Annotated in this window: 18 protein-coding genes; 11 read left to right on the top strand and 7 right to left on the bottom strand. The window is 47.1% G+C overall.

The window, feature by feature from the left end:
* Window positions 1–46 precede the first annotated feature (46 nt).
* From HGH91_RS00100 to HGH91_RS00115, 4 genes are all read left to right on the top strand, one after another.
* Window positions 47–1,189 (top strand): FIST signal transduction protein, encoded by a 1,143-nt coding sequence (locus HGH91_RS00100; protein WP_168736441.1) that lies wholly within the window; start codon window positions 47–49, stop codon window positions 1,187–1,189.
* Complete coding sequence (locus HGH91_RS00105; protein WP_168736442.1) at window positions 1,176–3,827, top strand: response regulator; 2,652 nt, start codon at window positions 1,176–1,178, stop codon at window positions 3,825–3,827. Before HGH91_RS00100 ends, HGH91_RS00105 begins: the two co-directional genes overlap by 14 nt.
* Before the next feature lie 61 nt (window positions 3,828–3,888).
* On the top strand, window positions 3,889–4,698 hold the full coding sequence (locus tag HGH91_RS00110; protein WP_168736443.1) for a response regulator: 810 nt from the start codon (window positions 3,889–3,891) through the stop codon (window positions 4,696–4,698).
* A gap of 123 nt (window positions 4,699–4,821) precedes the next feature.
* Window positions 4,822–5,232, top strand: a complete 411-nt coding sequence (locus HGH91_RS00115) for a VOC family protein (protein ID WP_168736444.1) — start codon at window positions 4,822–4,824, stop codon at window positions 5,230–5,232.
* Between the two features lie 87 nt (window positions 5,233–5,319).
* Here the strand turns inward: HGH91_RS00115 and HGH91_RS00120 are convergent, their stop codons facing one another.
* The 4 genes from HGH91_RS00120 to HGH91_RS00135 all read right to left on the bottom strand — a co-directional run bounded on the left by HGH91_RS00120 (window position 5,320) and on the right by HGH91_RS00135 (window position 11,723).
* Complete coding sequence (locus HGH91_RS00120; protein ID WP_168736445.1) at window positions 5,320–6,705, bottom strand: RagB/SusD family nutrient uptake outer membrane protein; 1,386 nt, start codon at window positions 6,703–6,705, stop codon at window positions 5,320–5,322.
* An 11-nt stretch (window positions 6,706–6,716) separates the two neighbouring features.
* Window positions 6,717–9,938 (bottom strand): SusC/RagA family TonB-linked outer membrane protein, encoded by a 3,222-nt coding sequence (locus tag HGH91_RS00125; protein WP_168736446.1) that lies wholly within the window; start codon window positions 9,936–9,938, stop codon window positions 6,717–6,719.
* 96 nt (window positions 9,939–10,034) lie between these two features.
* Window positions 10,035–11,084, bottom strand: coding sequence for a FecR family protein (locus HGH91_RS00130; RefSeq protein ID WP_168736447.1), 1,050 nt, complete (start codon window positions 11,082–11,084; stop codon window positions 10,035–10,037).
* Window positions 11,085–11,162: 78 nt separating this feature from the next.
* Window positions 11,163–11,723 (bottom strand): RNA polymerase sigma factor, encoded by a 561-nt coding sequence (locus tag HGH91_RS00135; RefSeq protein ID WP_168736448.1) that lies wholly within the window; start codon window positions 11,721–11,723, stop codon window positions 11,163–11,165.
* A gap of 255 nt (window positions 11,724–11,978) precedes the next feature.
* On the opposite strand from HGH91_RS00135, the gene HGH91_RS00140 reads away from it, so the two are divergent.
* From HGH91_RS00140 to HGH91_RS00150, 3 genes are read left to right on the top strand one after another with little or no spacing between them, the layout of a single operon-like run.
* Entirely contained in the window at window positions 11,979–12,938 is a 960-nt protein-coding gene (locus HGH91_RS00140; protein ID WP_168736449.1) for a peroxiredoxin family protein, read from the top strand.
* Between the two features lie 29 nt (window positions 12,939–12,967).
* Entirely contained in the window at window positions 12,968–13,774 is an 807-nt protein-coding gene (locus HGH91_RS00145; protein WP_168736450.1) for a hypothetical protein, read from the top strand.
* A 5-nt stretch (window positions 13,775–13,779) separates the two neighbouring features.
* Window positions 13,780–16,548, top strand: coding sequence for a TonB-dependent receptor (locus tag HGH91_RS00150; protein ID WP_168736451.1), 2,769 nt, complete (start codon window positions 13,780–13,782; stop codon window positions 16,546–16,548).
* On the opposite strand, the gene HGH91_RS00155 is transcribed toward HGH91_RS00150, so the two are convergent.
* The 3 genes from HGH91_RS00155 to HGH91_RS00165 form a co-directional block, all read right to left on the bottom strand.
* Complete coding sequence (locus HGH91_RS00155) at window positions 16,549–17,661, bottom strand: DUF692 family multinuclear iron-containing protein (RefSeq protein ID WP_317166797.1); 1,113 nt, start codon at window positions 17,659–17,661, stop codon at window positions 16,549–16,551. It lies immediately after the preceding gene.
* A 15-nt stretch (window positions 17,662–17,676) separates the two neighbouring features.
* Window positions 17,677–17,838 carry a hypothetical protein gene (locus HGH91_RS00160; RefSeq protein ID WP_168736452.1) on the bottom strand — a complete coding sequence of 54 codons (162 nt, stop codon included), beginning with the start codon at window positions 17,836–17,838 and terminating at the stop codon, window positions 17,677–17,679.
* 154 nt (window positions 17,839–17,992) lie between these two features.
* Window positions 17,993–18,721, bottom strand: coding sequence for an alpha/beta fold hydrolase (locus HGH91_RS00165; RefSeq protein ID WP_168736453.1), 729 nt, complete (start codon window positions 18,719–18,721; stop codon window positions 17,993–17,995).
* Between the two features lie 223 nt (window positions 18,722–18,944).
* Between HGH91_RS00165 and HGH91_RS00170 the strand changes: the two genes are divergently transcribed.
* The 4 genes from HGH91_RS00170 (at window position 18,945) to HGH91_RS00185 (ending at window position 23,019) form a co-directional block, all read left to right on the top strand.
* Window positions 18,945–19,217, top strand: a complete 273-nt coding sequence (locus tag HGH91_RS00170) for a DUF4242 domain-containing protein (RefSeq protein ID WP_168736454.1) — start codon at window positions 18,945–18,947, stop codon at window positions 19,215–19,217.
* A gap of 228 nt (window positions 19,218–19,445) precedes the next feature.
* Window positions 19,446–19,682, top strand: coding sequence for an acyl carrier protein (locus tag HGH91_RS00175; RefSeq protein ID WP_168736455.1), 237 nt, complete (start codon window positions 19,446–19,448; stop codon window positions 19,680–19,682).
* 157 nt (window positions 19,683–19,839) lie between these two features.
* Window positions 19,840–20,391 (top strand): dihydrofolate reductase family protein, encoded by a 552-nt coding sequence (locus tag HGH91_RS00180; RefSeq protein ID WP_168736456.1) that lies wholly within the window; start codon window positions 19,840–19,842, stop codon window positions 20,389–20,391.
* Between the two features lie 189 nt (window positions 20,392–20,580).
* The gene (locus HGH91_RS00185) at window positions 20,581–23,019 is read left to right on the top strand and encodes an ABC transporter permease (protein ID WP_211092147.1); all 2,439 of its coding nucleotides are present in this window, start codon (window positions 20,581–20,583) and stop codon (window positions 23,017–23,019) included.
* Window positions 23,020–23,128 lie beyond the last annotated feature (109 nt).

Genomic DNA, 23,128 nt, shown 5'->3' on the forward strand with positions numbered 1-23,128 from the left:
ATTAAGAGACTTTAGTATTTATTTGGTCATCTAAAAAAGTCCCACCTTGAAAGCCGCATTATACAAATTTCAATCCGGTCAATGGCAACGCCATCCCCAGAGTCAACCGCTGAGCGAAGACGCAGCCCGGCTCGTGCTATGCTTTGCCTCCAGGTCAGCCCTGGAAACATCTCCCATCTACTCCCAGCTGCACACCAGGTTCCCCCATGCAGAGATCGTGATCTGCTCTACGGCGGGAGAAATCTACCATACAGAAGTGCTGGACGATGGCTTGTCGCTGGTGGCACTCGATTTCGACGCCACGGAGGTGGTCACCCGGTCCGTGCATATCAGCAATTATTCCAATAGCTATGAGGCGGGAACAGCGCTGATACAGGCCTTTGCCATGGAAAACCTGTCGCATGTACTGGTTTTCTCCGACGGTAGCCATGTCAACGGTAGCGAGCTGGTACGGGGTATGAACGCCACCACTTCGCACAGCGTCCTGGTGACAGGGGGACTGGCAGGCGATGGCGACCGGTTTGAGTCCACTTTTGTGGGGTTGAATGGCCATCCCGAACAAGGCCTGATCGTAGGCGTAGGTTTTTATGGCGATAAATTACAGGTGGGACATGGCTCCCAGGGAGGATGGGAGACCTTCGGCCTGGAACGGATGGTGACCCGTTCAGATGGAAATGTATTGTTTGAAATGGATGATAAAAATGCACTGGAATTATATAAGCGTTATCTGGGTACGGAAGCGGAATCCTTGCCGGGGGCAGCATTGCTGTTTCCACTGGCCGTGAAATTACCCGGTATTACCGCGCCTATTGTCCGCACTATTCTGTCTATCGATCCTGATAAAGGCAGTATGACTTTCGCCGGCGACATTCCCGAAGGGGCCAGTGTACGGTTTATGCGGGCCAACTTCGATAAGTTGACCATCGCCGCTTCCGGCGCTGCTACACAGTCATTCCGACAGGGGAGCCAACAGCCGGGCTTCGCGCTTTTAATCAGCTGCATAGGCCGGAAAATGATCCTGAAGTCCCGCACGGAGGAAGAGGTAGAAGCCGTGGATGAAATATTTGGACACCATACCTTGTTATCTGGTTTTTACTCCTATGGAGAGCTGTCCCCTCTCCTGGATGGCATGAGCTGTCAATTACACAACCAAACGATGACAATAACGACGTTTCATGAAGTGGAATAAGTTACTGGAAAGGCAGATAAAGAAGCATCTCCCGGCGGAGTTGCTCAACCATGAGGAACTCCGGTCATTTCTTAACACGGTAAATGAATCTTACAACGGGTATGAACGGGATAGCCATCTCGCAGAAAATGCTTTTAAGCTCAGCGAGGAAGAGTTTATAGCTGTCAATAAACAGCTGGCAGAAGAGCTGGCGCTGAAGAAGGTATCTATCGGCCAACTGAAAGAAGCCATTTCGGCGTTCAGTGAAGAAGGATGGAGTCTTAACAGCGACCATCTGCTGGATGTTGTTGGCTTTCTTACCTTGCAGATAGGCCGGCGCAAGGAGGCCGAAGCCCGGTTGTCAACCACGGCTAACAGGTTTTCTACGCTTATCAGTAACCTGCCAATGGGCATACTGGTGGAAGATGAACGACGGACAATAGGACTGGCCAACCGCTTTTTCTGCAATATGTTTGGCATAACAGAGCCGCCTGCAGGGCTAAGTGGTGCGGATGGCGCCATACTGGAAGAACAGTATAAGCGCATCTTTGCCGATCCGGAAGCTTTTACCCGGCATATTAAAAGCCTGATTGAAAAGAAGGAATGGAGGGTAAATGATGAAATAATGCTGGCCGATGGCCGATGTTGGGAAATGGATTACGTGCCTATTTTTATGAACCACGTGTATAAAGGACACCTGTGGAACTACCGCGATATCACCGACCGCAAACAGGTGGAGCAGGCTATCCGGATGAAAGAAGAAAAGTACCGCAACATTATCGAAAATATGAACCTGGGCTTGCTGGAACTGGATACTGAGGAATGTATCCAGTATGCCAATCATAGTTTTTGTGAGATGTCGGGCTATACCCTTGAGGAATTATACGGACAGCGTCCCGGGGCCTTATTTGCTGCACTGGCCGACCAGGAGCTGGTGCAGACCAAAAATGAACTCAGGAAGAAAGGCATCTCTGATGCCTACGAAATAGCGGTACACAACAAGAGCGGCGCACAGAAATGGTGGCTGGTGAGTGGCGCTCCCCGGTACGATGATTCGGGCCAGATAGTAGGGTCTATAGGTATCCATCTCGATATAACTGAACAAAAAGAACTGGAGTTTAAACTCAATGATGCCAGCGAAGCCGCAGGGCAATCCGCCAGGGCCAAAGAAGCCTTCCTGGCCAATATGAGCCACGAAATAAGGACCCCCCTGAATGCCATCATGGGCATGAGCCGGCAACTGGAAAAATCATCCCTGGACGATAAGCAGCGCTTCTTCCTCAATACCATCAATACCGCTACCGACCACCTCCTGATCGTGATCAACGATATCCTCGATATCTCTAAAATTGAAGCAGGAAAACTGAACCTCGAACATATAGGGTTTAACCTGGAAGAGGTGGTCAGGCATGCCTGCCGGGTGATGCAGCCCAGGGCCGATGAAAAAGGCCTCCAACTCGATTGTGTTATCGATGCCGGTATTGCCCCGGTACTACTCGGCGATCCGCACCGCCTCAACCAGGTGCTGCTCAACCTGATGAGCAACGGTATCAAGTTTACCGAAACAGGCGCCGTGAAAGTATATTGCCTGCTGAAAAAAAAACGCCCCGGTATACAGATGCTGGATATCATCGTAAAAGATACCGGCATCGGTATGGACCAGGAATTCCTGGCCAACCTGTTCGAGAAATTTACCCAGGAAGACAGGACCACCGCCCGAAAATACGGGGGAACAGGCCTGGGGATGTCTATTTCCCGGCAACTGGTGGAGCTGATGAACGGACAAATAATCGTTGAAAGTGCCAAAGGCAAAGGAACTACCATATTGCTCAATATTCCTTTTGAAACAGGCACCCCTGCCGACCTTCCCGGGAAACGGCATAGCGTGGCAGATACCCGGTTATTGACGGGGAAAAATGTACTGCTCGTAGAAGATAATGAAATGAATCGCCTCGTGGTCTCCACCATATTAGAAGGCTACGGGGTTGTTTTAGCAGAAGCAGTGAATGGCGCAGATGCCATTGCCCAGCTAAAACAACAGCCATTTGACCTGGTGCTGATGGACGTACAGATGCCCGTAATGAGTGGGTTGGAAGCTACCACGATTATCCGTAATGAATTAAAGCTAAATATTCCTATTATTGCACTCACAGCCAACGCCATCAAAGGAGAGAGTCAACGATGCCTGGCAGCAGGGATGAACGATTTCGTTTCCAAACCTTTTGAAGAAGAAGAATTGCTGGGTAAGATCACAGAACAGCTGGATGGAGGAAATAACTTGGGGAAAAATGGCCACCATTCAAACGGTCGGCAGGAAACCGGTGTACCACCGTTGTTCAGCCTTGCTAAAATCGAAAAGATCGGGAATGGAGACGACTCCTTCACGAAAAAAATAATCAGCTTGTTTCTGCAGATGATGCCTGCATCCATAGCAACGATGCAGGATGCCGCAGCTACCGGCAATTGGGAACTGATCAGGAAAACAGCCCATAAAATAAAACCAACTATTGAAAGTATGGACATCTTTTCATTGTTCCCGGTCATCCAGGCACTGGAACATATCCCGGAAGAAAATATAGCAAGGGAGCAGGTCATATCGGAGATCAGTAAACTGGAAACTGTTCTCCATCATGTGGTGGTACAACTGGAAAAGAGATAACAGGCATATAAATGGCTATAGCCTGATGGCTGTTAATATAACAACGAAAAAGAACGATTCAATGTCAACAGAATATACAACAGTATCACCTGCCCAGCCCCTTCGTATTCTCATTGCAGAAGATAACGCCGTCAATATGATGGTGGCAGTCACTATCCTGAACCGGATTTTGCCCGGCGCCACTATCCTGGAAGCAGCGAATGGAGTGGAGGCGGTAGAGAAATATAATGAAAGCCGGCCGGATCTTGTGTTTATGGACTTGCAAATGCCCGACAGGAACGGGTTTGAAGCTACGGAAATCATCCGGAAAACAGATCCCGCTGCGCAAATCCCCATCATCGCCATCACCGCCAGCGATATGAAAGAAGAAAGAGAAAGATGCCTACAGCTAGGCATGAACGACTTTTTGCATAAGCCATTTGTAGAAAATGCCATGATAGCCCTGCTGGAAAAATGGATCAATCCATTGGTAGCAGATATGCACACAATAATCCCCGATATACAAAGCAGCGATACCCAGCACTTCAATATTGCTATCCTGAAACAATACCTGAGCGCAGATATTATTGGCTATACCTTCCTGTTGGAAATAATGGAAGCGACCATTACAGAGCTGAGAAAACTAAGTACCCAGATCTGGCAACATGACGAACAATGGGACGATACAGACCTGAAACGTATAGGGCATAAACTATACGGAACCGCTACTACCGTGGGTTTGATGGAGCTGTCACGAATGGCGGCCGATATGCAGGTGAACCCCGGAGTGCCGGGAGAACCGCGGAAGTTGTTATTAAACCAATTGAAAGAAGAATTGGATTACTGTATCCACCTGCTTGAAGAATCTACTGCGCGTCTACGCTATGGATGATGGGATAAGGCCGCACTTTGATGGCTGCTTTTTCATTTTTCCGGCGTTCTTGAAATCCTGCTGACATAGGGTTGTCATAACGACAGTTTTACTTTGTGCTATTGAACAAAATAAAGCTTAGTTATGAATTTATCATCTGTCCGCATCATTACCGCCGATATCCAGCGCCTGGTACCATTTTATGAAAAGGTAACCGGCATGACCTGGACCTGGTATACCCCCGATTTTGCCGAATTACGTACAGGCCAGGCAACGCTCGCTATTGGAACTACCAATACCCTGGCGCCATTTGGGGGAAGTGATGTAGCAACAGCCGCCAACAATCATTCTGCTATCATTGAATTCCGTGTGGACGATGTGGATAAACGTTACGAAGCGTTGGCCGATTTTCTTGCAGAGACGCTGGTACAGCCTCCAACGACGATGCCCTGGGGAAACCGGTCGCTATTGTTCCGGGATCCCGATGGCAACCTGGTTAATTTCTTTGCACCGGTGACTGCAGACGCGAAGCAACGGCTGGATGCTTCTCATTGAGAAAAAAGACTGGAATATAGGGAAAGAGGACAACAGGGAAGCATTCCTGTTGTCCTCTTCGATTATATGGTTATTTAAAAAGCGTGATCAATCATATCCCTGGTTCTGCGGGAAAGTAGCCTTATTGTTCATAATATCTATTTCCTGCTGGGGAATCGGGTAAATAAGCCGGAAAGCCGGAAGCGTCACCTTTTTATTGACGAGGATCTCTGCTACGGCACGATTGGTACGCACCAGGTCGAACCAGCGGTCGCATTCAAATGGCAGCTCCAGGCGCCGCTGTAAGTATATCTCATTCCGGAAGCTGGTTTGGTCCGGCAAATCGGTGGAGCTGAGCGTCGAAAGACCAGCACGGGTGCGGATCATGTTCAGGTAAGTGAAGGCATTGCCACCGGTGCTGTAGCCGACTTCATTCAGCACTTCTGCCTGCATCAGCAATACATCTGCAAAACGCAGTACGGGAAAGTCGTTACCGGCGTTACCGTTAACCGGATCATCGACGAACTTACGCGGCATCATATTGGCATTGCCGGCAGGCTTCACAGATTCCGATAAAGGTCTGCGCAGATCGGCCGCATTATAGGCCTTCAATAACGTGGTATCTACGGTAATAGTTTGTGAATTGGCATACCAGAAGCCATGATCCTGGTTAGCCACCCCCTTGGCATAGCGTACGGCAAACAGTATTTCCGCATTATACTTGTTGGTCGTGCTAAATACATCTGCTACTTTAGGTAATAAAGTAAACACCTTGTTGTCTATTACTTCCTGTAATACCGTTTGAGCAGCCGCATATTTTTTCTGGTAGAGATATACTTTGCCGAGCAGTCCTTTAGCTGCTCCGTTGGTAACACGTCCCAACTCTGTGGCGGCATAGGTAGCAGGTAAATTGGCTGCAGCAAAAGTGAGGTCTTCTTCTACCTGTTTGTATACCGCCGCAACATCATCCCGCTTGAGGGTGGCCGCCTGAACGGGATCAACGGCGGTAGTGAGCAGTGGCACCGGTCCCCACAGCCGTACCAGGTTGAAATAGCTCAATGCGCGGATAAAGCGGGCTTCTCCCTTGATACGGTTCTTCAGCGATTCATCCATGTTGATGCCGTCTATGGCAGTCAATAAGGTATTGCAGCGGAAAATGCCGTTGTATACACCCACCCAGGCATTATAGAAGTTGGTGTTGCCGGGATTGTCGGAATAGCGGTTGATCTGGTAGTTTTGCCCCGCATTCGAAGAAGGATCCTGGTCGGTGAAGTTATCCGCCCGCGCTTCCATGAGCACTTCAAAGGTGGAGCCGTACTGACTTCCCTGTGCCAGTGAGGCATAGCAACCATTGACCGCAGTGACCGCGTCGCTGGCGGTTTTAAAAAACTGCCCGGGTGCAATGGTGGAAACAGGCGTCAGGTCCAGGAACTTCTTGTTGCAGGAGGCAAGTATCAATAACAATACAGGCAAATAAAATTTATATTTTTTCATGATGTAGCGCATTAAAAAGTGACGTTAAGACCAATCATATAAGTGCGTGCCAGCGGGTAAGAGCCATAGTCTTCCCCAGCGGTGAGTGCATTTTCTGTGCGATTGCTGATCTCCGGATTGAACAACGAATATTTGGCGAAGGTGAATGGATTTTGAACGGCCCCATAGATCCTTGCTGATGGAATGTGGCTCCGGCGCAGCAGGGAGGCAGGTAAGTTATATCCCAATGCAATATTCCGCACCCTGATATAGGAACCGTCTTCCACATGCCAGGAAGAGGTGATGCCATTTCCGCCGGTTGCGAGCCTGTTGGCCCTGTTTACAATGCCGTTGCCCGGATTTTCCGGAGATACATAGTGATCCTTTACTTCGCTGAGGTTGTTGAAGTTTCCTTCTACGTTGGCGATGTAGCGCCTGAATAGATTGAGGATCTTATTACCCTGGCTGCCCTGGATAGAAAAGCTCAGGTCCAGGTTTTTATACCGCACCGTATTGCTGAATCCAAAAATGTATTTAGGCTGAAAGCTGCCCACAATGGCCCGGTCGTTGGCATCGATCTTACCATCGCCATTGATATCCTTAAACTTCAGGTCGCCTATATGCGTAGGATTGCTGGTCTTGGGAGAGTTATCGAGGTCGCGCTGGTCGCGGTAAATACCATCCGCCACGTACAAATAGTAAGACCCGATGGTTTCCCCGATCTTGGTAATAAAGTAGGTATTACCCGTACCGCCGGTCGCGATAATAGGTGCGCCGGAAGGTCCCAGTTTAGTTACTTTGTTGGTGTTAAATGCGATGTTGGCATTGCCTTCAATAGACCAATCTTTCGCTATCTTTTTGTTATAAGACAGGGAGATCTCCCAGCCTTTGTTATTCACGGCGCCGATATTTTGCAGATAGGTGCTGAAGCCGGATGCTCCGGGAACGGGGAGGTTCAGCAGCAGCTTGGTGGTTTTGGCGTTATAATAATCAACGGTAACGTTGAGCTGCTCATTAAATAATCCAAATTCAAGTCCCGCATCAAAGCTGGCCATGCTCTCCCAGGTAAGGTTAGGGTTGGCGGGACTGGTAATAGATACGCCATTTACCAACGCCTGGTTGCCGAAAATGTAGTTGCTGTTGGTATTGCTCATCTGCGCGAGGGAGCCATAGTTCGGAATCTGGAAGTTGCCGGTAAGACCATAGCTGCTCCTGACTTTGAGAGAGCTGATAGGTTTTATATCACGGAAGAAGGGCTCGTTGGAAACCTGCCAGGCGCCTGATACAGCGGGGAAAGACGCCCATTTTTGATTGACGCCAAAGCGTGATGATCCATCACGTCTTATGGAGGCAGTCAGAAAATATTTATCGCTATAGCTATACTGTGCCCTGCCCAGCCAGGAATTGAGGCTCCACTGTTCGAGTGTGGAGCTGCCCGCGTTTACCTGTCCTGCATTCAGCGTGGTAACGATGTCTGTAGGAAAGTTGTTGGCGGTAAGGGAGTTGTGCTCCTGGTTTTCCTTTTGTACGGTAAATCCTGCCAGTACATCCAGTTTATGTTTGCCAAAGGATTTATTGTAGGTAACGGTATGCTCGGTGAGCCAGTTGGTATACATATCTGTATTGGAGAAGCCTGTTGCTACCGAAGGAAGGGTACCGGATGGCAACGGCAGGTTGGATGGCCGGTAATAATCCCTGCGGAAGCTGTTGAGGTCTGTACCGGCAGAAATACGGTACTTCAGGTTAGGAAGGAATTCATATTCCATGTAGGCGTTGGCTGTTAACCGGAAATTTTTGATACGGTCTTTGATCAGCGTGGCCACGGCAACGGGGTTAAGCTGGTTGGTCTGACCATAGCCCCATACATTCACAGAGTCAGCAAATGTACCGTCGGGGTTACGAACCGGGAAGATGGGCGCATAGCCCAGGGCAAGTGCAATAACGCCTGAATTGGGCGCAAACCAGGGTCCTTCGGCATTTACCACCCGGTTGTCGGTATACGAAGGCGTCATATTTACGCCGAACCGGAATTTTCCGGTGCCGCCGTCAACGCGGAAGCGGCTGGAATAGCGCTTGTAGTTGTTGTTGATGACGATACCATCCTGGTTGAAGTAGTTGGCCGAAAAGTAATAAGAGAGGCTTTCGCTACCGCCGGATACGCTTACAGTATGGCTTTGCATGGGCGCCTGACGAAATATTTCTTTCTGCCAGTCGGTATTGGTTAATCCGGGTTTGCCTTCCAGGTAGGGAAGTATTTGAGGCGGAATCCTGGTAGAAGGATTTTGAGGCCTTACGCTATTGGGATCTGTTGGTTTGCCGGAGGGCACCGCATCGAGATAGGCGTTGTTATGGCCTTCGTATACGAGCTTGGCATAATCGTAGGCGTCCAGTACGTCCACATGTTTATTTACGTTTTGTATGCCGTAGCTACCGTCATAGCTGACGGTCATTTTTCCGGCTATACCTCTTTTGGTGCGGATCAGTACCACGCCGTTAGAGCCCCTGGAGCCGTAGATGGCAGCAGAAGCGGCGTCTTTCAATACGTCGATGGAGGCAATATCATTCACATTAATGGATGCCAGCGGATTGAATGGTTGCTGGTAGTTGTTTACACCGGGAGAAGCACTGCGGGTATCGTTGGTAATGGGTACGCCATCTATTACAAACAACGGGTTGTTGCCTGCACTGATAGAACCTACGCCACGTACGCGGATAGATACGTTGCCCCCGGGGGCGCCATTGGTCTGCATTACCTGGATCCCCGCCATTTTGCCGGCCAGGGCCTGGTCAAAAGAGGTGATCGCCTGTTGCTTGAGGTCTGAAGAGCGCAAAGAGGAAACAGAGCCTGTCAGCTCCTTTTTGCTACGCGTACCATAGCCCACGACTACCAGTTCATTTAATCCTTTACTGGCCTCTTTCATACGGATCAGTAACAGGTTGCTGTTACCATCCCTGACTACGAAGCTATTTAATAAGTTGTTTTCATAGCCAATGAAGCTAAAAGTAAAATCGTACATCGCGCCGGGTTTCATTCCCTGCAACCTGAAAATTCCTTTTTCATCGGTCGTTGTATTCATCCTGCTGCTACCGTTATGCTGTTTAACCATTACAGACACGCCCGGCAGCGGGTCGCCGGCTTCGCTCATTACACTACCCTTGATAGTCACCGTACCGCCCAAATCCTGTGCGCGGGCGCTTAATGCGATGGCCAGCACGAGGAATGCGAGGAGATAGCTTTTTAGAAGTCTGATCATTTTTTGACAGGTATTAATTAAAGTTTAAGAAATAGATGGCCCCACACGTGCAGCACTGCGCGTGTAAATGTTTTATATCAATACTGGTGAATGATGTTACCTTATCTTCCTGAGCGTTATTCCCTCGTCTCCGGAGGTAAACTCAAGATTGTTTAGCTGGCAAATCGCTGATAAGATATGTTGCAACGAATCCGTTTTTAATACTTGTCCTGTGAAATAGGCGCCTTCCACTTCGCTATCCGCAAAATGGATATCGGTATGATAGGCAGCTGCTAATTTTTTGAACACTTTGTCTAATGGCATGTTCGTAAAAGTCAGTAATACGGCATGTTTCACAGTAGTTTCTCCAGGAGCGTTATCTTCCGGTATGCCGGCAACTTTTGTTACTGCATATTGATGAGTGATAGGATTCAGGTGAAAAGCTTCTCCCGGTTGTAAAAGAATATCTTCTTTGGCCATGCTGCCGTTGTTACGTACCAATACCTTCCCGCTTTCCAGTTTTACGGTTACTGCTTGCAACATGCTGGCATCTACGATAAACCGGGTGCCCAATGCAATGGTAGTGATATCGCCGGCAGTGACGGTGAATGGATGCTGATCGCTTGCCGTTACCTGAAAGGAGGCCTTGCCCTGTAAGGTTACCGTTCTTGCTGCCTTTTCATCGTAAGATAAAACAGCGCCGGCATCCATCGTTACCTGGGAGCCTTCCGGCAGTGTCATGATGACCGCTTTGCCGGTAGTATTACGGAGATGCTTCAAATGCGGCGCGGGTGCACTGGATAGTGGACGCGGCCCATTTTTTTGCAGCTGCGTATAATACATGGCAAACATTCCGGATATCAGCAGTATGCCTGCAACTGCGGCGGCATAGGAGCGTATCCTGCTACGCAGACGGACCACTTTCTGTTCGCGGGTATGTTGTCCGGGTTCCTCCATCCGGGCGTGTAGCTGCATTAATAGGGCGTTTGTTCTCTCCTGGCTCAATACCTGTTCGTCGGTTGCTACGGCGTGGTCAAACTCATTACGCCATTGCTGCCGGAGCGCAGCATCTTCTTCCCGTTCCAGCATACTTTCAAGTAGCATCACCTCTGCCGCCGTAGCTGTTCCGTCTTTGAGTTTTTGTATTAATGCGATGATCTGTTCCATATCTTTCAACTATAAAAAGTAAGACACGAATGAAAAGAGGGGGATGGGGCAGGTTACGGAATTGTTAACAAAGGCACTTTACAGGTAGGAGCTGAGGAAAACGGCGCCTAAAACGGGTAGCGCCGCCTGGCTGGAGGCTATGTAGGAACGAATGGCCTCGGAGGAGGACTGTAAATATTCTTTGACAGTATGATGCGAAATCCCGAGGATACGCGCTGCCTCAACGGCGGATTTACCTTCCAGGCGGCATAGCTGGAATACTTCTTTCTTGCGGGGAGAAAGCTGGTCAATGGCTTCGTTGAGCAGGGCCAACCTGCTTTCCCGGAGGGAGGCATGATCATCTTCCACGGCATCGCGGATCGCCGGGTATACGGCCAGCTTTGATTGCTCGGTAGCCGCTTTTTTTAAATACTGGAGGGATTTATTATAACTCACTACAAAAAGCCAGTTGCCAGGCCCCTGGCTAAGGTCCAGCTGGTGACGGCTGTTCCAGAAGGCAAGAAATACTTCCTGGAGAATGTCTTCTGCAATATCATGCTGGTCAATTAACCGTCGGATATTTTTAAAAACAGCATGGTGATATTGATGATAGATTTCATCAAAGGCTATCACATCTGCCGAATGCAAAAACGAAGTCAAAGCTGTTAGATTTATTTTACCGATGGGATGAATAGACGAGCAAAAATACTATTCAAGATATAAAGTAGGCGGCGGGCTATATTAAATAATGATTAATACCCGTGCGGTTTTCGTGCCGGTAAACAAATGATAGTTAAATATAATGTAATTGTTTTGTTGGCCGATAATCACATTATTCCTGTTTTGCCTTCACCCTTTTTGATGCTACCGATGCCTTATATATTAATATCAACCACCATCACATTAGCTGTTAATATGAAAAGATTAATTCTATGGGGGATGCTGCTGCTCCCTTTAGCGGGAATTTGCCAGCAACAGGATACCACGGTGTCTACAAAAGGTATGTTTGACCTGGATCCGGGTTTGGTGATGACGTTCCTGTCGAAAGACAGCGTAGACAAAAACGAGGTGCTACGGGATATTGATGCTTTAAATGCTTTGCTGCGTATAGACATAGGGGAGGCTGCCATGATGAAAGAACTGGCCGCTATTGACAGGGAAAAGGACAGTACCAGGTTTTACAATTTCGTTACTACAAAGCCGGCGGCACTTTACCGGGAAAAACGGATCCTGATGCAGCAGTTTGTAGCCGGACATCCGGATTCTTATGTAAGTCTGTACGAGCTGAACGACAACGACGGTATGTACAGCGCAGATAGCTATACGGTGGCCTATACTAAACTGAGCAACCGGCTCAAAAACACACAGGCAGCGCAGAAAATCCGTGACCGCATGACGCAGCTGAAGAAGATATCGTTGCATGGGACACAGGCGGCCGACTTTACCCGGAAAGACCAATACGGCAAAACCGTCAGGCTGAGCGACTACAAGGGAAAATTAGTCATCCTGGATTTCTGGGGCAGCTGGTGTGGCGCCTGCCGACAAAGCCATCCGCATTTGAAAGAGCTCTATGAGGCTTATAAAGACAAAGGCCTGGAGATTATAGCCGTGGCCAATGAAAATGTACATGGCGATAAAACGCCACTGGTCAAAGCTAAGGCCGCCTGGTTGGCAGCTATAAAAAAAGACGGGGTGAACTGGGTACATGTACTCAACGATGAAGGCGCAGGAGGAATGGATATCGTAAAGGCTTTCCAGGTAACCGCTTATCCAACCAAGTTCCTGCTGGATAAGGATGGTAAAGTTTTGCTGCGTATTGAAGATGGCCTGAATGTAGAAATTGATCAAACGATTAAATCCATGCTGGATAAATAAGCGCTGTATTAATAACCCGATTCCGTACAATGAAAAAAGTGCCCGTTACTTTACTATACCCATGCCTCTGTGCTTTGTTATTTTTCTGTGGCAGCCTTCCTGGCATTGTCCGGGGGCAATCTCCCGGGCCCGGCAATGTGATTGTTGATGGCCAGCTGAAGGAGTGGGGAGATACCTTACGTCACTACGACAAGGCTGCCCAGCTCTATTACGACGTGTACAACGATCATGATTTCCTGTATATCGCGCTGCGGCGTCCTAAGTATGCCTGGAAAGTGGTGTTGGCAGGGCGCATGTCGTTTGAGATCAGCAAAGACAAAGATGACAGGGATGGTATTAAAATTTTTTACCCCGGGCATTACAGTTTCAATAAAGACGACATGTGGAATTTTATGGAGATAAAGAAAGCAGGGGAACGTTCTTTTGATACGCTGACTATCTATAATGACTACGGTATCCAGGCATCAGGAGGATTTTGGGAGAAGCAGGAGCAGGGGAGCCGGAAGTCGTCGGCCAGTGATATGTTGCTTTCAACAGTTCCGACGATCGTTAACGGGATGCAGGTAGTGACGGGTATGCCTGGTGAGGACAGGCCCGGCGTGACTACCAGTACTATAGTAGGCGCCGATTGTGAGCTGGCCATTCCTATGAAATTATTGCCGGTGACAAGTGGTACAGTTTATATACGCATCGTTATTCCGGGAGAAAAGAATATTGTGACCGCCTTGAATGGAGTCGGATACTACGCCGGATTTAATATGGAAAACGGATCAACCGACGCTGTGGAAGATCTTTCTGTTGAATCAAAGTTATCCATTACCTATCGCCTAAAATAAATCGCTTGCAGAAGATTTTATCACTCGCTATATTTTTATTGTTGGTGCCGGGAGCTATGCTTTTGGCGCAAATTCCACAAAAACCGGTGGCCAGGCAATTGCCGGTCAGAAGGGTCAATGGCATTGTCAGGGACAGCCTGGGTAGAAGTATTCCAGCGGCTGCGGTACGGTTAACTTCATCGAAAGATACCCTGCATGTTGTTACTTCTGAATATGGGGTGTTTAATTTCCCAGCAGTACGTAGTGAAAGCTTTACGATCGAGGTACAGGTAATGAGCTATCGTCCTTACCGCAAAAAATATTTCCTGAATGATACCAGGTCTATCCTGGTATTGCCACCGGTAGTGATGGGATCCAGCCTGGTACAGTTGAAAGAGGTAGCGGTAACCACTGCGAAAGGACCACAGGAAAGGGGCGATACTACTGAGTTCTGGGCAAAGGATTATATTGTTCGCGACTATGCCCGGCTGGAAGACATGCTGAAGAAAATGGAGGGATTTAATACGGATGCCAACGGCCAGCTGAGTTACCGGGGAAAACCCATTAGCAGGGCGCTCTTCAACGGCGCGAAATACTTCGACGGCGATGTAGCCGCTGCCATTAAGGAATTGCCGGCAGATATTGTAGAACGCATCCAGGTGATCCAGGATAATGAAAGTGGAACCGGGCGCAGGTTATCCGCATCAGAAGCGTCTTCCCAAACGTTGAATGTTGTCACTAAAGCAGATAAATCCGCCGGCCGGATGTACCAGGTGAATGCAGAAGGCGGTACACAGGATCGTTACAGGGGCGGAGCATCGGCCAGGTCTATCGACGGCTGGAAACAGTGGAGCCTGTCGGCATCGGTCAACCAGGAACCCCTGGGAATCATGAATAGCGAACCCATTGGCGCCATCAGTGGTATGAACACTTCGTTTTCCTCGATGGGTGGCGGAGGTTCGGGGGGAATGCTGAAGAATGCATCCGCACAGGTACACTACGGTAATACGTTTGGTAAATTGAATTTTGGCGCAGATTATAGCATTCACCACCTGCATAGTGTGAGTGAGACGGAAGAATTTTCAGAAGAATTTTATAAAGAGGGGAGCCTGAAGCGGAATACTAAAAGAACCACCGACAATACTATTACTTCTCATGTGATGACATTGAGCGGAAGTGCCAGTAAAGGCGATTTTAGTATGATGACGACTGCCACCGCCACCATGTCACACAATGAGAATAAAAATAACAGTGAGGTACAGCAGTCTGGAATACTGGAAAATTTACAGCGAATGTCGTTAAGCACTACGACCGATATGCCTTCCTATAACCTGTACTCCCTGCTTACATTTTTTACCAGTCGCAAAGTTCACCTGAATGTGACCATTAGCAGCAGCAGCCGGGCAACGAAGGGCTCGGGGCATGATAATACAGATACGTATGGCGCCGATATCACAAAACCGGATAGCTCCCTGTACCTGTTACAACGGCAGGATAATAACACGTTATTCAACGCCGTAGATGTAGCTTTGACGCATTCCTGGCGGAATAAATTAACCTTCCTGTTGAAAGTAACTCCTTCTATCAACAAAAGCACAGATATCAATTACCGCGACCAGGTGTTACCCGGACAGGAAGTAAAACGTTTGAATGATCTCAGTAACGATAATATGCTGACGGGCTACCGGCTACCCACTAGTTTTACGGTCACTTATGATTATCATCAAAAAATTTCAGTGGAAGTGGGAGGGAGATATGAAATTAACTGGCAGCATATGCGTTTGCCGTTAAAGGAATTGGATCTTTCCACCCGGACGGGCGCCTTCTTACCTGCTATCACTGTTAAATATGCGCCTTCCTCTGCCGGGAATTTATTAGCCAGTTTTAACCGGGACGTCAATTTACCTACACTGTTGCAGCTCAATACAAAGCCCTACTATGTTACCCCGTTTGATGTGGTAATTGGTAATAAAGATCTGGCCAGTGGCCTGGTGGACAATTGGCGTTTGCGCGCAACTTATACCTTGGCAAAAGTTGGAATATTTGCAACAGGCGAAGTAGCCTATAGCCAGAACTATAACAGTATTGGAGCCAATAGGCTGGTCCGGATAGATACGGTGACCAAAACGATACGTACAGAAACCTATTACCTGAATATGAAAGGTGGTAATAATAAGAACCTGGGTTATTCTTTGTCGAAAAATTTACCGGGGATGAATACCACGCTTAAACTCGATGGTTACTGGTCCTGGGGAAAGCAGCTGTATTTTGCAGATGGCAGCCTGGAAACAACCCTGCAGCAGAATTGGAACCAATCTCTTATGGCTTCGTTCTCTCCCTGGAAATGGCTGGACATCGCCACCGCCCTGGCATATCGCGCTGATAATAACGAAAATTCATTGCAGCCAGGCCGCCCCTTGTATAACAATGAATTTAATGCACTGGTAAAAGGGGCTATCTTCTTCCCGGCAGATATTAAACTTAATGTCAGCGCCAGGCAAAATATGCTCAGGGCCAGCAGCTTCCTGGGCAATCAGCATCCGCTCGTCATCAATGCCAATGTTGAAAAGCGTTTCCTGAAGAAAAAAGATGCCATTATCAGTTTTGTGGTGATGGATGCTTTACAACAGCATAACAACAACATGATTGCACAGACAGTTACTGGTTATTCCAACGCGGTGTCAAGTATGAAAAGCCGGTACTTCCTGTTGCAGCTGGCCTGGTATCCGCAGCAGTTTACACGCAGTAAATCGGCTAAGGGCGCGCGCAGGGGAGATGGTAGTTTTGTGAGATAGTCATTTCTTTTTCCACTTCTGTGCAATGCTGGCTGCCGTTTCGATCATTGCCGCGTCCCATCTTTCAATCCGCCAATCGGAATGTGCCAATGAGGATGCCTGTAATGCTTCCATGAGTGTATCAAAGGAGCCAGCTGTTTCCAGTATATCAGACAGTTCCAGTTGCTGTTGGTATAACGGGATATCTTCAAGGGGCCGGGGTTGGATAGATAAGGGGAGGGGCATAAATGTATTAAGGGAAGCAGTCATCCTGTTTTTATTCCTGATGATTTGATCCATCCGGAGGAAATCGCTGCGGAATGTCGCTTGGCTATCGGTAGTGGTTAATGCAGTTCCCAACTGTTCCATTACTACATATTTAAGGGACGGACAAAGGTCTATCGCCTTTTCCAGGTAAATAAATACTGCTTCAGGTACTGCATTGTCGTGGGTATCCCGACGGACTATTCTACCCTGCATGGCATCGGAATCTTCCCAGCTACCACCGGAGATATGTATTTCGCGGACGAGGTGCAGTGGATACAGTTCTTTCAGTGCTTCAAAAGACAACCCGAAGTTATGTGCCTGACAATAGAGGTTATGGAGGTCGAGAATAATAAAACCGTTAACAGGTTCCAGCAGTCTTTCGAGAAAATCACCATGTTTTTTTACTTCTTCCAGTGAATAGGAGAATGCCAGGTTTTCCAACCCTACGGGACATTCACAGGCACCCTGTATGCGCTTCAGCCGGTCACGTCCAATATTGAGGGTAACCGGTGTATAGGGAATATTTAAGGGGGCGCCGTGGTGGAAGTCCTTACCCGTCATGAACCCGAAATGCTCGGTCACATGGTCGAAATGATAACGGCGACTAATCTTATGGAGATGGCTCAGCCACTGTTGTTGCTCCGGCAGCCATTTGCCGGAGAATAGCGAGAAAAAAATGCCATGACCGATAAGCCGGTTTTCCTGGCTATAAACGGTCAGCAATTCCTCAAACCAGGAAGGCGCCTGCTCTACCGCATCGAAGGACCACTCGATAGCTTCAACCCTGGCTGCCTCCATCAGGGGAAGGCACGCAGCCAGAATGTTGTTGTCCAGGTTACAGGCGATTGTTGAAAATATTTGCGACACAATTCAGGTATTATATCAACCCATACCACAGGCAATACAGGCATCCGGCACCACTTTCTTTTCCTCTTTTTTCTCTTCTTTTTTTACAGTCGGCGCTTTATCCTTTTTGCAGGAGGTGGCTGTTTGCATGGTTACTCCTACAAGAATAGCGCCCAGTAAAGATTTTGGCAGTTTCATAAATAAATGTTTGTGTGATAATAGATAATGCTTGCAGTGGCTTTGGTCTATCTATGAAACGGGGCAACTACCGGAAAGTTACAGTGATTTTGTCACTAGATAATCAGGTAGGGAAAGCACAAGACAGGAAAGCCTCGCAGCTAAACGCTTTATGTTACTTCCCAAAATAATTCATAATGATCTTACTAATCGTATTGGCCCGGTTGTACACCATGAGATGCCCTCCTCCTTTAATGCGGTAATCAGGATGCACCAACCTGCTGGCTATGACTCTATCAGCTGTGCCATGTATTTGAATGGTCCGTTCAGGTGGTTCTTTATTATCCCAATAAGCAATACTTTTCAGTGCCCAGCGAAAGAAAGTAACATCGGTATCCTCCAATAACCTCGTTAAGGCTTTCTTGTCACTTTTTGAGTGGGCGCCAAAATAGCGATAGGTGACGAAATTGGTACGTTTTATCAGTCCCCTGGGAATGATATGGTATAAACCTAATTTCATGAAAAAGAACTGCATTTTGTTCAATTCTTGCTTCGTTCTTACCGAAGAGATCAACACCATCTTTTCTACCCTTATCTGCTTGGATATTTCTACCGCTACGATGCCTCCAAAAGAAACACCGATGATATAAGGGTTTTCCACCGTGATCTGGCTCTTTATCCTGCCGGCATATTCCGTGATGGATTCATTGGGTAAGGCGGGAATCCACCTGATGTAAACTCTATGATAACCCGGCAGTTTCAGGTTCTTGAATAAACTGGAGTCTGCCCCCAGGCCGCTAAAAAAATAAATCGTCTTCCGTTCGTTGCTGACCGAATCCTCCCGGGCAGTGGAGTAGCCCTGGAAGCTGCTGAACATTAATACAACAAAAAAAATTACTTTCACGCGCTGCGCCATAAATATCCTCGCTTCTTGTCTGTAGGACGAAATTAACGAACATTTTAGTCTATGCCAAGGTCATCCGTTGTAGCGCTTTTCCGGGCGCTTTTAAGATAATTGCTTATATTTAGGATATATATCTTTCTACTACTCCTTTGACTTCCCCAACGCTATTATCTATAAAAAGCCCCAATAATGAACATCTAACTGTCAATTAAAATCTACCATTATGCCTAAGTATGTTATCGAACGCGAAATTCCTGGTGCAGGCAAATTGTCACAAGAACAGTTGAAAGCCATTTCACAGGCTTCCTGTGGAGTGCTAAGCAATATGGGCCCGCAAATTCAATGGGTGCATAGCTATGTAACAGGTGATAAGATTTATTGTGTGTATATCGCGCCCAATGAAGAAATGGTCCGGGAGCATGCAAAACAGGGAGGGTTCCCGGCTAATGCTGTCAACGAAGTGGCTAATGTGATTGATCCCACTACTGCGGAGTAATGCTATTGCGTTTTAAATTAGAAACGCCCGTAAATAAGCGTATTTACAGGCGTTGAAGACTTTTTGTGTTTTGCCGGTCCGTTTGGATTTGAATTGGCGACCTCTTGTACGGGTGATAATAAATCTTTAAGGTACCTGAACCATTTATAATAAGAATAGTTATTTATGAGTTGCGCTGTAAGAAATTAACCCGGACCTGAAAACTTTTACCCTCAAAAATAATAACATATGAAAAATCCTATTGAGTCAACCGTCATCAATGCTATCAGTAATTCCATCGATGTTCCCGAAAGTACCATCACGGCCGATCGGACCCTAAATGATTTGGGAATGACTTCCATCCTGGCAGTGCAGCTTTTCTCTAAATTACAAACGCAGTTTGGGGTAGAAACGGCCCCCGAAGAGCTGTTTCAGATGAAGACGGTGGGCGAAATCGTCGGCTATTTTGAAGGTAAGGCTAAATAAGCCACCGGAAAAAAGGCGCTGAAGCCGTTGGTAATAAAGCTTCAGCGCCTTTTAAGATTTATTTTAGGTGACCTTGGCATAATTACCCCTATAATGTCTGATTCGCCCCCTACGGTTGCAAAAATTGAGCACTATCTTTATGAAATAACATCATAAAATGAGGAAAGTAATTGCAGCCATCAATATGACATTGGATGGATATTGTGACCACACGTCGGGGATAGTGGATGATGAAATACATCAACACTACACCGAACTGTTACGTCAGTCAGGCGCCGTTTTGTACGGAAGGATTACCTACCAGCTGATGGAAAGTTATTGGCCTAATGTGGTGAAAAATCCCACGGGCAACAAGACAATGGATGAATTTGCCGTAGCAATGGAAAATATTCCCAAAGTAGCTTTTTCTCATACGCTGAAAAATGTGGAATGGGCAAGCGCTACCCTGGCAAAGAGAAGCATTGAGGAAGAAGTGGCAGCGTTGAAGCAACAACCAGGTAAAGATATCCTGGTAGGCAGCCGCAGCTTAATCATCACCCTGATGAACATGCATCTGATTGATGAATTTCAACTCTGCGTGCATCCAATTATAGCAGGTAAGGGCTTACCATTGTTCGCGAACATAAACGACAGAACGATGCTTCATCTCATAAAAACAAAAACCTTTAGCTCCGGTGTCATAGCGTTTTATTATGGACCTCAACGTTAAGCGAACTTTAAGGCTAAGAAATGGGATCCCGAAAAAAAAGCATACGCTGGCCAGGATTAACAAAAATGAACGCCCCGTGTATCGAAAATGAACAGGTTTAAAAAATATTTAATTTCAAAATAATTGATTTACAAATGCCTCCGTGCCGGCATTTTCTTAGTGTAGTATCCAATACACAAGAAATATACTATGGTTTTCAATTATTTGAAAGTGGCACTCCGGAATATCTTGAGGTACAAGATATTTTCCTTTATTAACGCATTCGGATTGACTTCCGCCCTGTCGGTTTGTATGCTGATCATGCTGATGCTGGCTGACCAACGGAGTTACGATCAGTTTAATGTGAATAAACATAGTATCTATCGCATTCTCTGTGACAGAGCGGATTTTAGGCATCCTTATGCTACCAGTCCCTTTCCCCTGGCAGGAACACTAAAAAATGAGAATACTGTTGTCAAAGAAGCCACCCACCTGGTGACGGGCATCGGCGGAGATGCCCTATATAACGGAAAATCCGTAGAAATGCGCGGCTATTTTGCCGACCCCTCTTTTTTCAACATATTCAGCTTCGAGTTGGGCAATGGAAATAAGGAAGAGGCGCTGCGCGCTCCCAACTCAATGGTCATAACTGCCAATGTTGCCCGTCAATTGTTCGGGGATGAGGATGCTGTTGGCAAAACGGTGGAATTTACCGACCGGGGATTATCGGTCTACACAGGACAGGGTGGGGCAGCAACACCGGTAAAATGGGGCACTTATACCATCACGGGTATCATCGCTGATAAAAAATATAAATCCCATCTGAAATTTGACGTGCTTGTTTCCAGTTCCTCTATGCAGGTACTTATCGATAGTAAGAAGTGCGGTGATATTCGCACAGACTGGAAAGATTTATATCACTGTTATACCTATGCGTTGATTAATCCGGGTAAAAGGGAGTCTGATCTGAATGCTTCACTGGATCGCCTGGCATTGGCGACCTATAAAGATATCCCGGATTTTAAAAGTTTCAGATTGACAGGACAAAAACTCACCAGTATGTCACCGGGAATTTTACTTGGCAATGAACCCAATATTACTTTGCCGAGAGTGGTGTATTATTTCTTGTCACTTTTGGCGCTTGTGATCATGATTTCCGCCTGTTTGAACTATACCAACTTGTCTATTGCCAGGGCACTGACCAGGGCAAAAGAAATAGGGGTGCGTAAAGCGAACGGGGCTACCAGGAAAAATATTGTTTTTCAATTTTTAAGTGAATCAATATTGATCTCGTTATCAGCGCTCCTCATGGCCCTCCTTTTCCTTTTTGGTCTCAAGACCGCCTTCCTGCATCTCTGGGTAAACCAATACCTGCATTTTGATCTGGAAGGAAATCTGACCGTTTATCTTAGCTTTATCGGGTTTGCCTTGTTGATCGGGCTGTTGTCCGGTATTTACCCGGCCCTATACCTGTCGGGATTCCAGCCTGCTAAAACGCTCAGAAATTTAACCGGTATGCGCCCGGGAAAATTAGGAATGAGGAAGATATTAAGCGTTACGCAATTTGTTATTTCACTGGTCTTTATTATCAGCTCATTATTAATATTGAACCAGTCAACGCACTTCCTTAAATTCAAATACGAGTTCAATCCCAAAAATATCGTGAACGTCGACCTGCAGGGCAATAGCTACACGGCGGTTTCAAATGTACTGGGTATTGTACCCGGGGTAGTCAATGTTTCGGCCTGTGATTACATCCCCGTTACGGGAAGATCAGAAGGGGTGAACTTAAAGAGAGTGGGAAGCAAGGAAGAATATAAGAACCTCACCATCCTCCATACAGATGAAAATTTTACGGATAACCTGGAATTAAAGCTGGTAGCTGGAAAAAAACTGCCGGCGGGCAGTTCATCCGGACGTTATTTATTGGTAAATGAAGCTGCCGTCAGGGCATTGGGCTATAAATATCCAACCGAAATGATTGGGCAGGTATTGACATCAGAAGGCAATGATAGTACGTCGCTGGAGGTGATTGGCGTACTTAAAGATTTTCATATGAACCTGGATCACGACCAGATTCAGCCTATGGTATTACAAAATAGCCCCGACCTGTTTAGATTTACTAATGTAAAGATGGCATCCGGAAATATCAGGACCACCCTGGCCAACCTGGAAGCAAAATGGAAGACCATTGATCCGGTTCATCCCTTCAAGTATCAATTCTTCGATGATCAACTGGCAGCCACCTCCCAGGGCTTCTTCGATATTGTTTCCATCCTGGGATTCCTGGCTTTTATTGCCGTTACTATTGCCTGCCTGGGCATGTTGGGAATGGCCACCTATAGCACTGAAAGAAGAATAAAAGAGGTAGGTATCCGAAAGGTTTTAGGGGCGAACAATACAAGGCTCGTTCTGCTGCTGTCTGCAACATTCATTCGGATACTGCTGATAGCTGTCCTGATAGCTGCTCCGTTGAGCTACCTACTCAATAACCTATGGCTTCAGAAATTTCCTAACCGGGTGGAATTCGGTGCAGGAACTATTTTGTCGGGGACGCTCATATTACTTGTGCTGGGGCTCATCACTATTGGGTCGCAAACATTACGCGCGGCAAGACGTAATCCGGTGAATGCGCTTCGAATGGACTAGGGTGACATGTTAAAGGAATGAAAAATGCCCGGTGTAGTGTGTTACGCCGGTCATTTTGTTGTTTTTAAAATTACGCAGTGTCGCTTTTGTATGGCCCTGACGATAAAAT

It is taken from the genome of Chitinophaga eiseniae (genome assembly GCF_012641265.1).
GTDB lineage: Bacteria > Bacteroidota > Bacteroidia > Chitinophagales > Chitinophagaceae > Chitinophaga > Chitinophaga eiseniae_A.

What these genes read in the sequence shown, in the direction of transcription:
- HGH91_RS00105 (WP_168736442.1), top strand. Translation starts at nt 1,176, where the DNA reads ATGAAGTGGAATAAGTTACTGGAAAGGCAGATAAAGAAGCATCTCCCG.
- HGH91_RS00130 (WP_168736447.1), bottom strand. Translation starts at nt 11,084, where the DNA reads ATGGAACAGATCATCGCATTAATACAAAAACTCAAAGACGGAACAGCT.
- HGH91_RS00115 (WP_168736444.1), top strand. Translation starts at nt 4,822, where the DNA reads ATGAATTTATCATCTGTCCGCATCATTACCGCCGATATCCAGCGCCTG.
- HGH91_RS00185 (WP_211092147.1), top strand. Translation starts at nt 20,581, where the DNA reads ATGGTTTTCAATTATTTGAAAGTGGCACTCCGGAATATCTTGAGGTAC.
- HGH91_RS00140 (WP_168736449.1), top strand. Translation starts at nt 11,979, where the DNA reads ATGAAAAGATTAATTCTATGGGGGATGCTGCTGCTCCCTTTAGCGGGA.
- HGH91_RS00120 (WP_168736445.1), bottom strand. Translation starts at nt 6,705, where the DNA reads ATGAAAAAATATAAATTTTATTTGCCTGTATTGTTATTGATACTTGCC.
- HGH91_RS00170 (WP_168736454.1), top strand. Translation starts at nt 18,945, where the DNA reads ATGCCTAAGTATGTTATCGAACGCGAAATTCCTGGTGCAGGCAAATTG.
- HGH91_RS00175 (WP_168736455.1), top strand. Translation starts at nt 19,446, where the DNA reads ATGAAAAATCCTATTGAGTCAACCGTCATCAATGCTATCAGTAATTCC.
- HGH91_RS00110 (WP_168736443.1), top strand. Translation starts at nt 3,889, where the DNA reads ATGTCAACAGAATATACAACAGTATCACCTGCCCAGCCCCTTCGTATT.
- HGH91_RS00180 (WP_168736456.1), top strand. Translation starts at nt 19,840, where the DNA reads ATGAGGAAAGTAATTGCAGCCATCAATATGACATTGGATGGATATTGT.
- HGH91_RS00160 (WP_168736452.1), bottom strand. Translation starts at nt 17,838, where the DNA reads ATGAAACTGCCAAAATCTTTACTGGGCGCTATTCTTGTAGGAGTAACC.
- HGH91_RS00125 (WP_168736446.1), bottom strand. Translation starts at nt 9,938, where the DNA reads ATGATCAGACTTCTAAAAAGCTATCTCCTCGCATTCCTCGTGCTGGCC.
- HGH91_RS00145 (WP_168736450.1), top strand. Translation starts at nt 12,968, where the DNA reads ATGAAAAAAGTGCCCGTTACTTTACTATACCCATGCCTCTGTGCTTTG.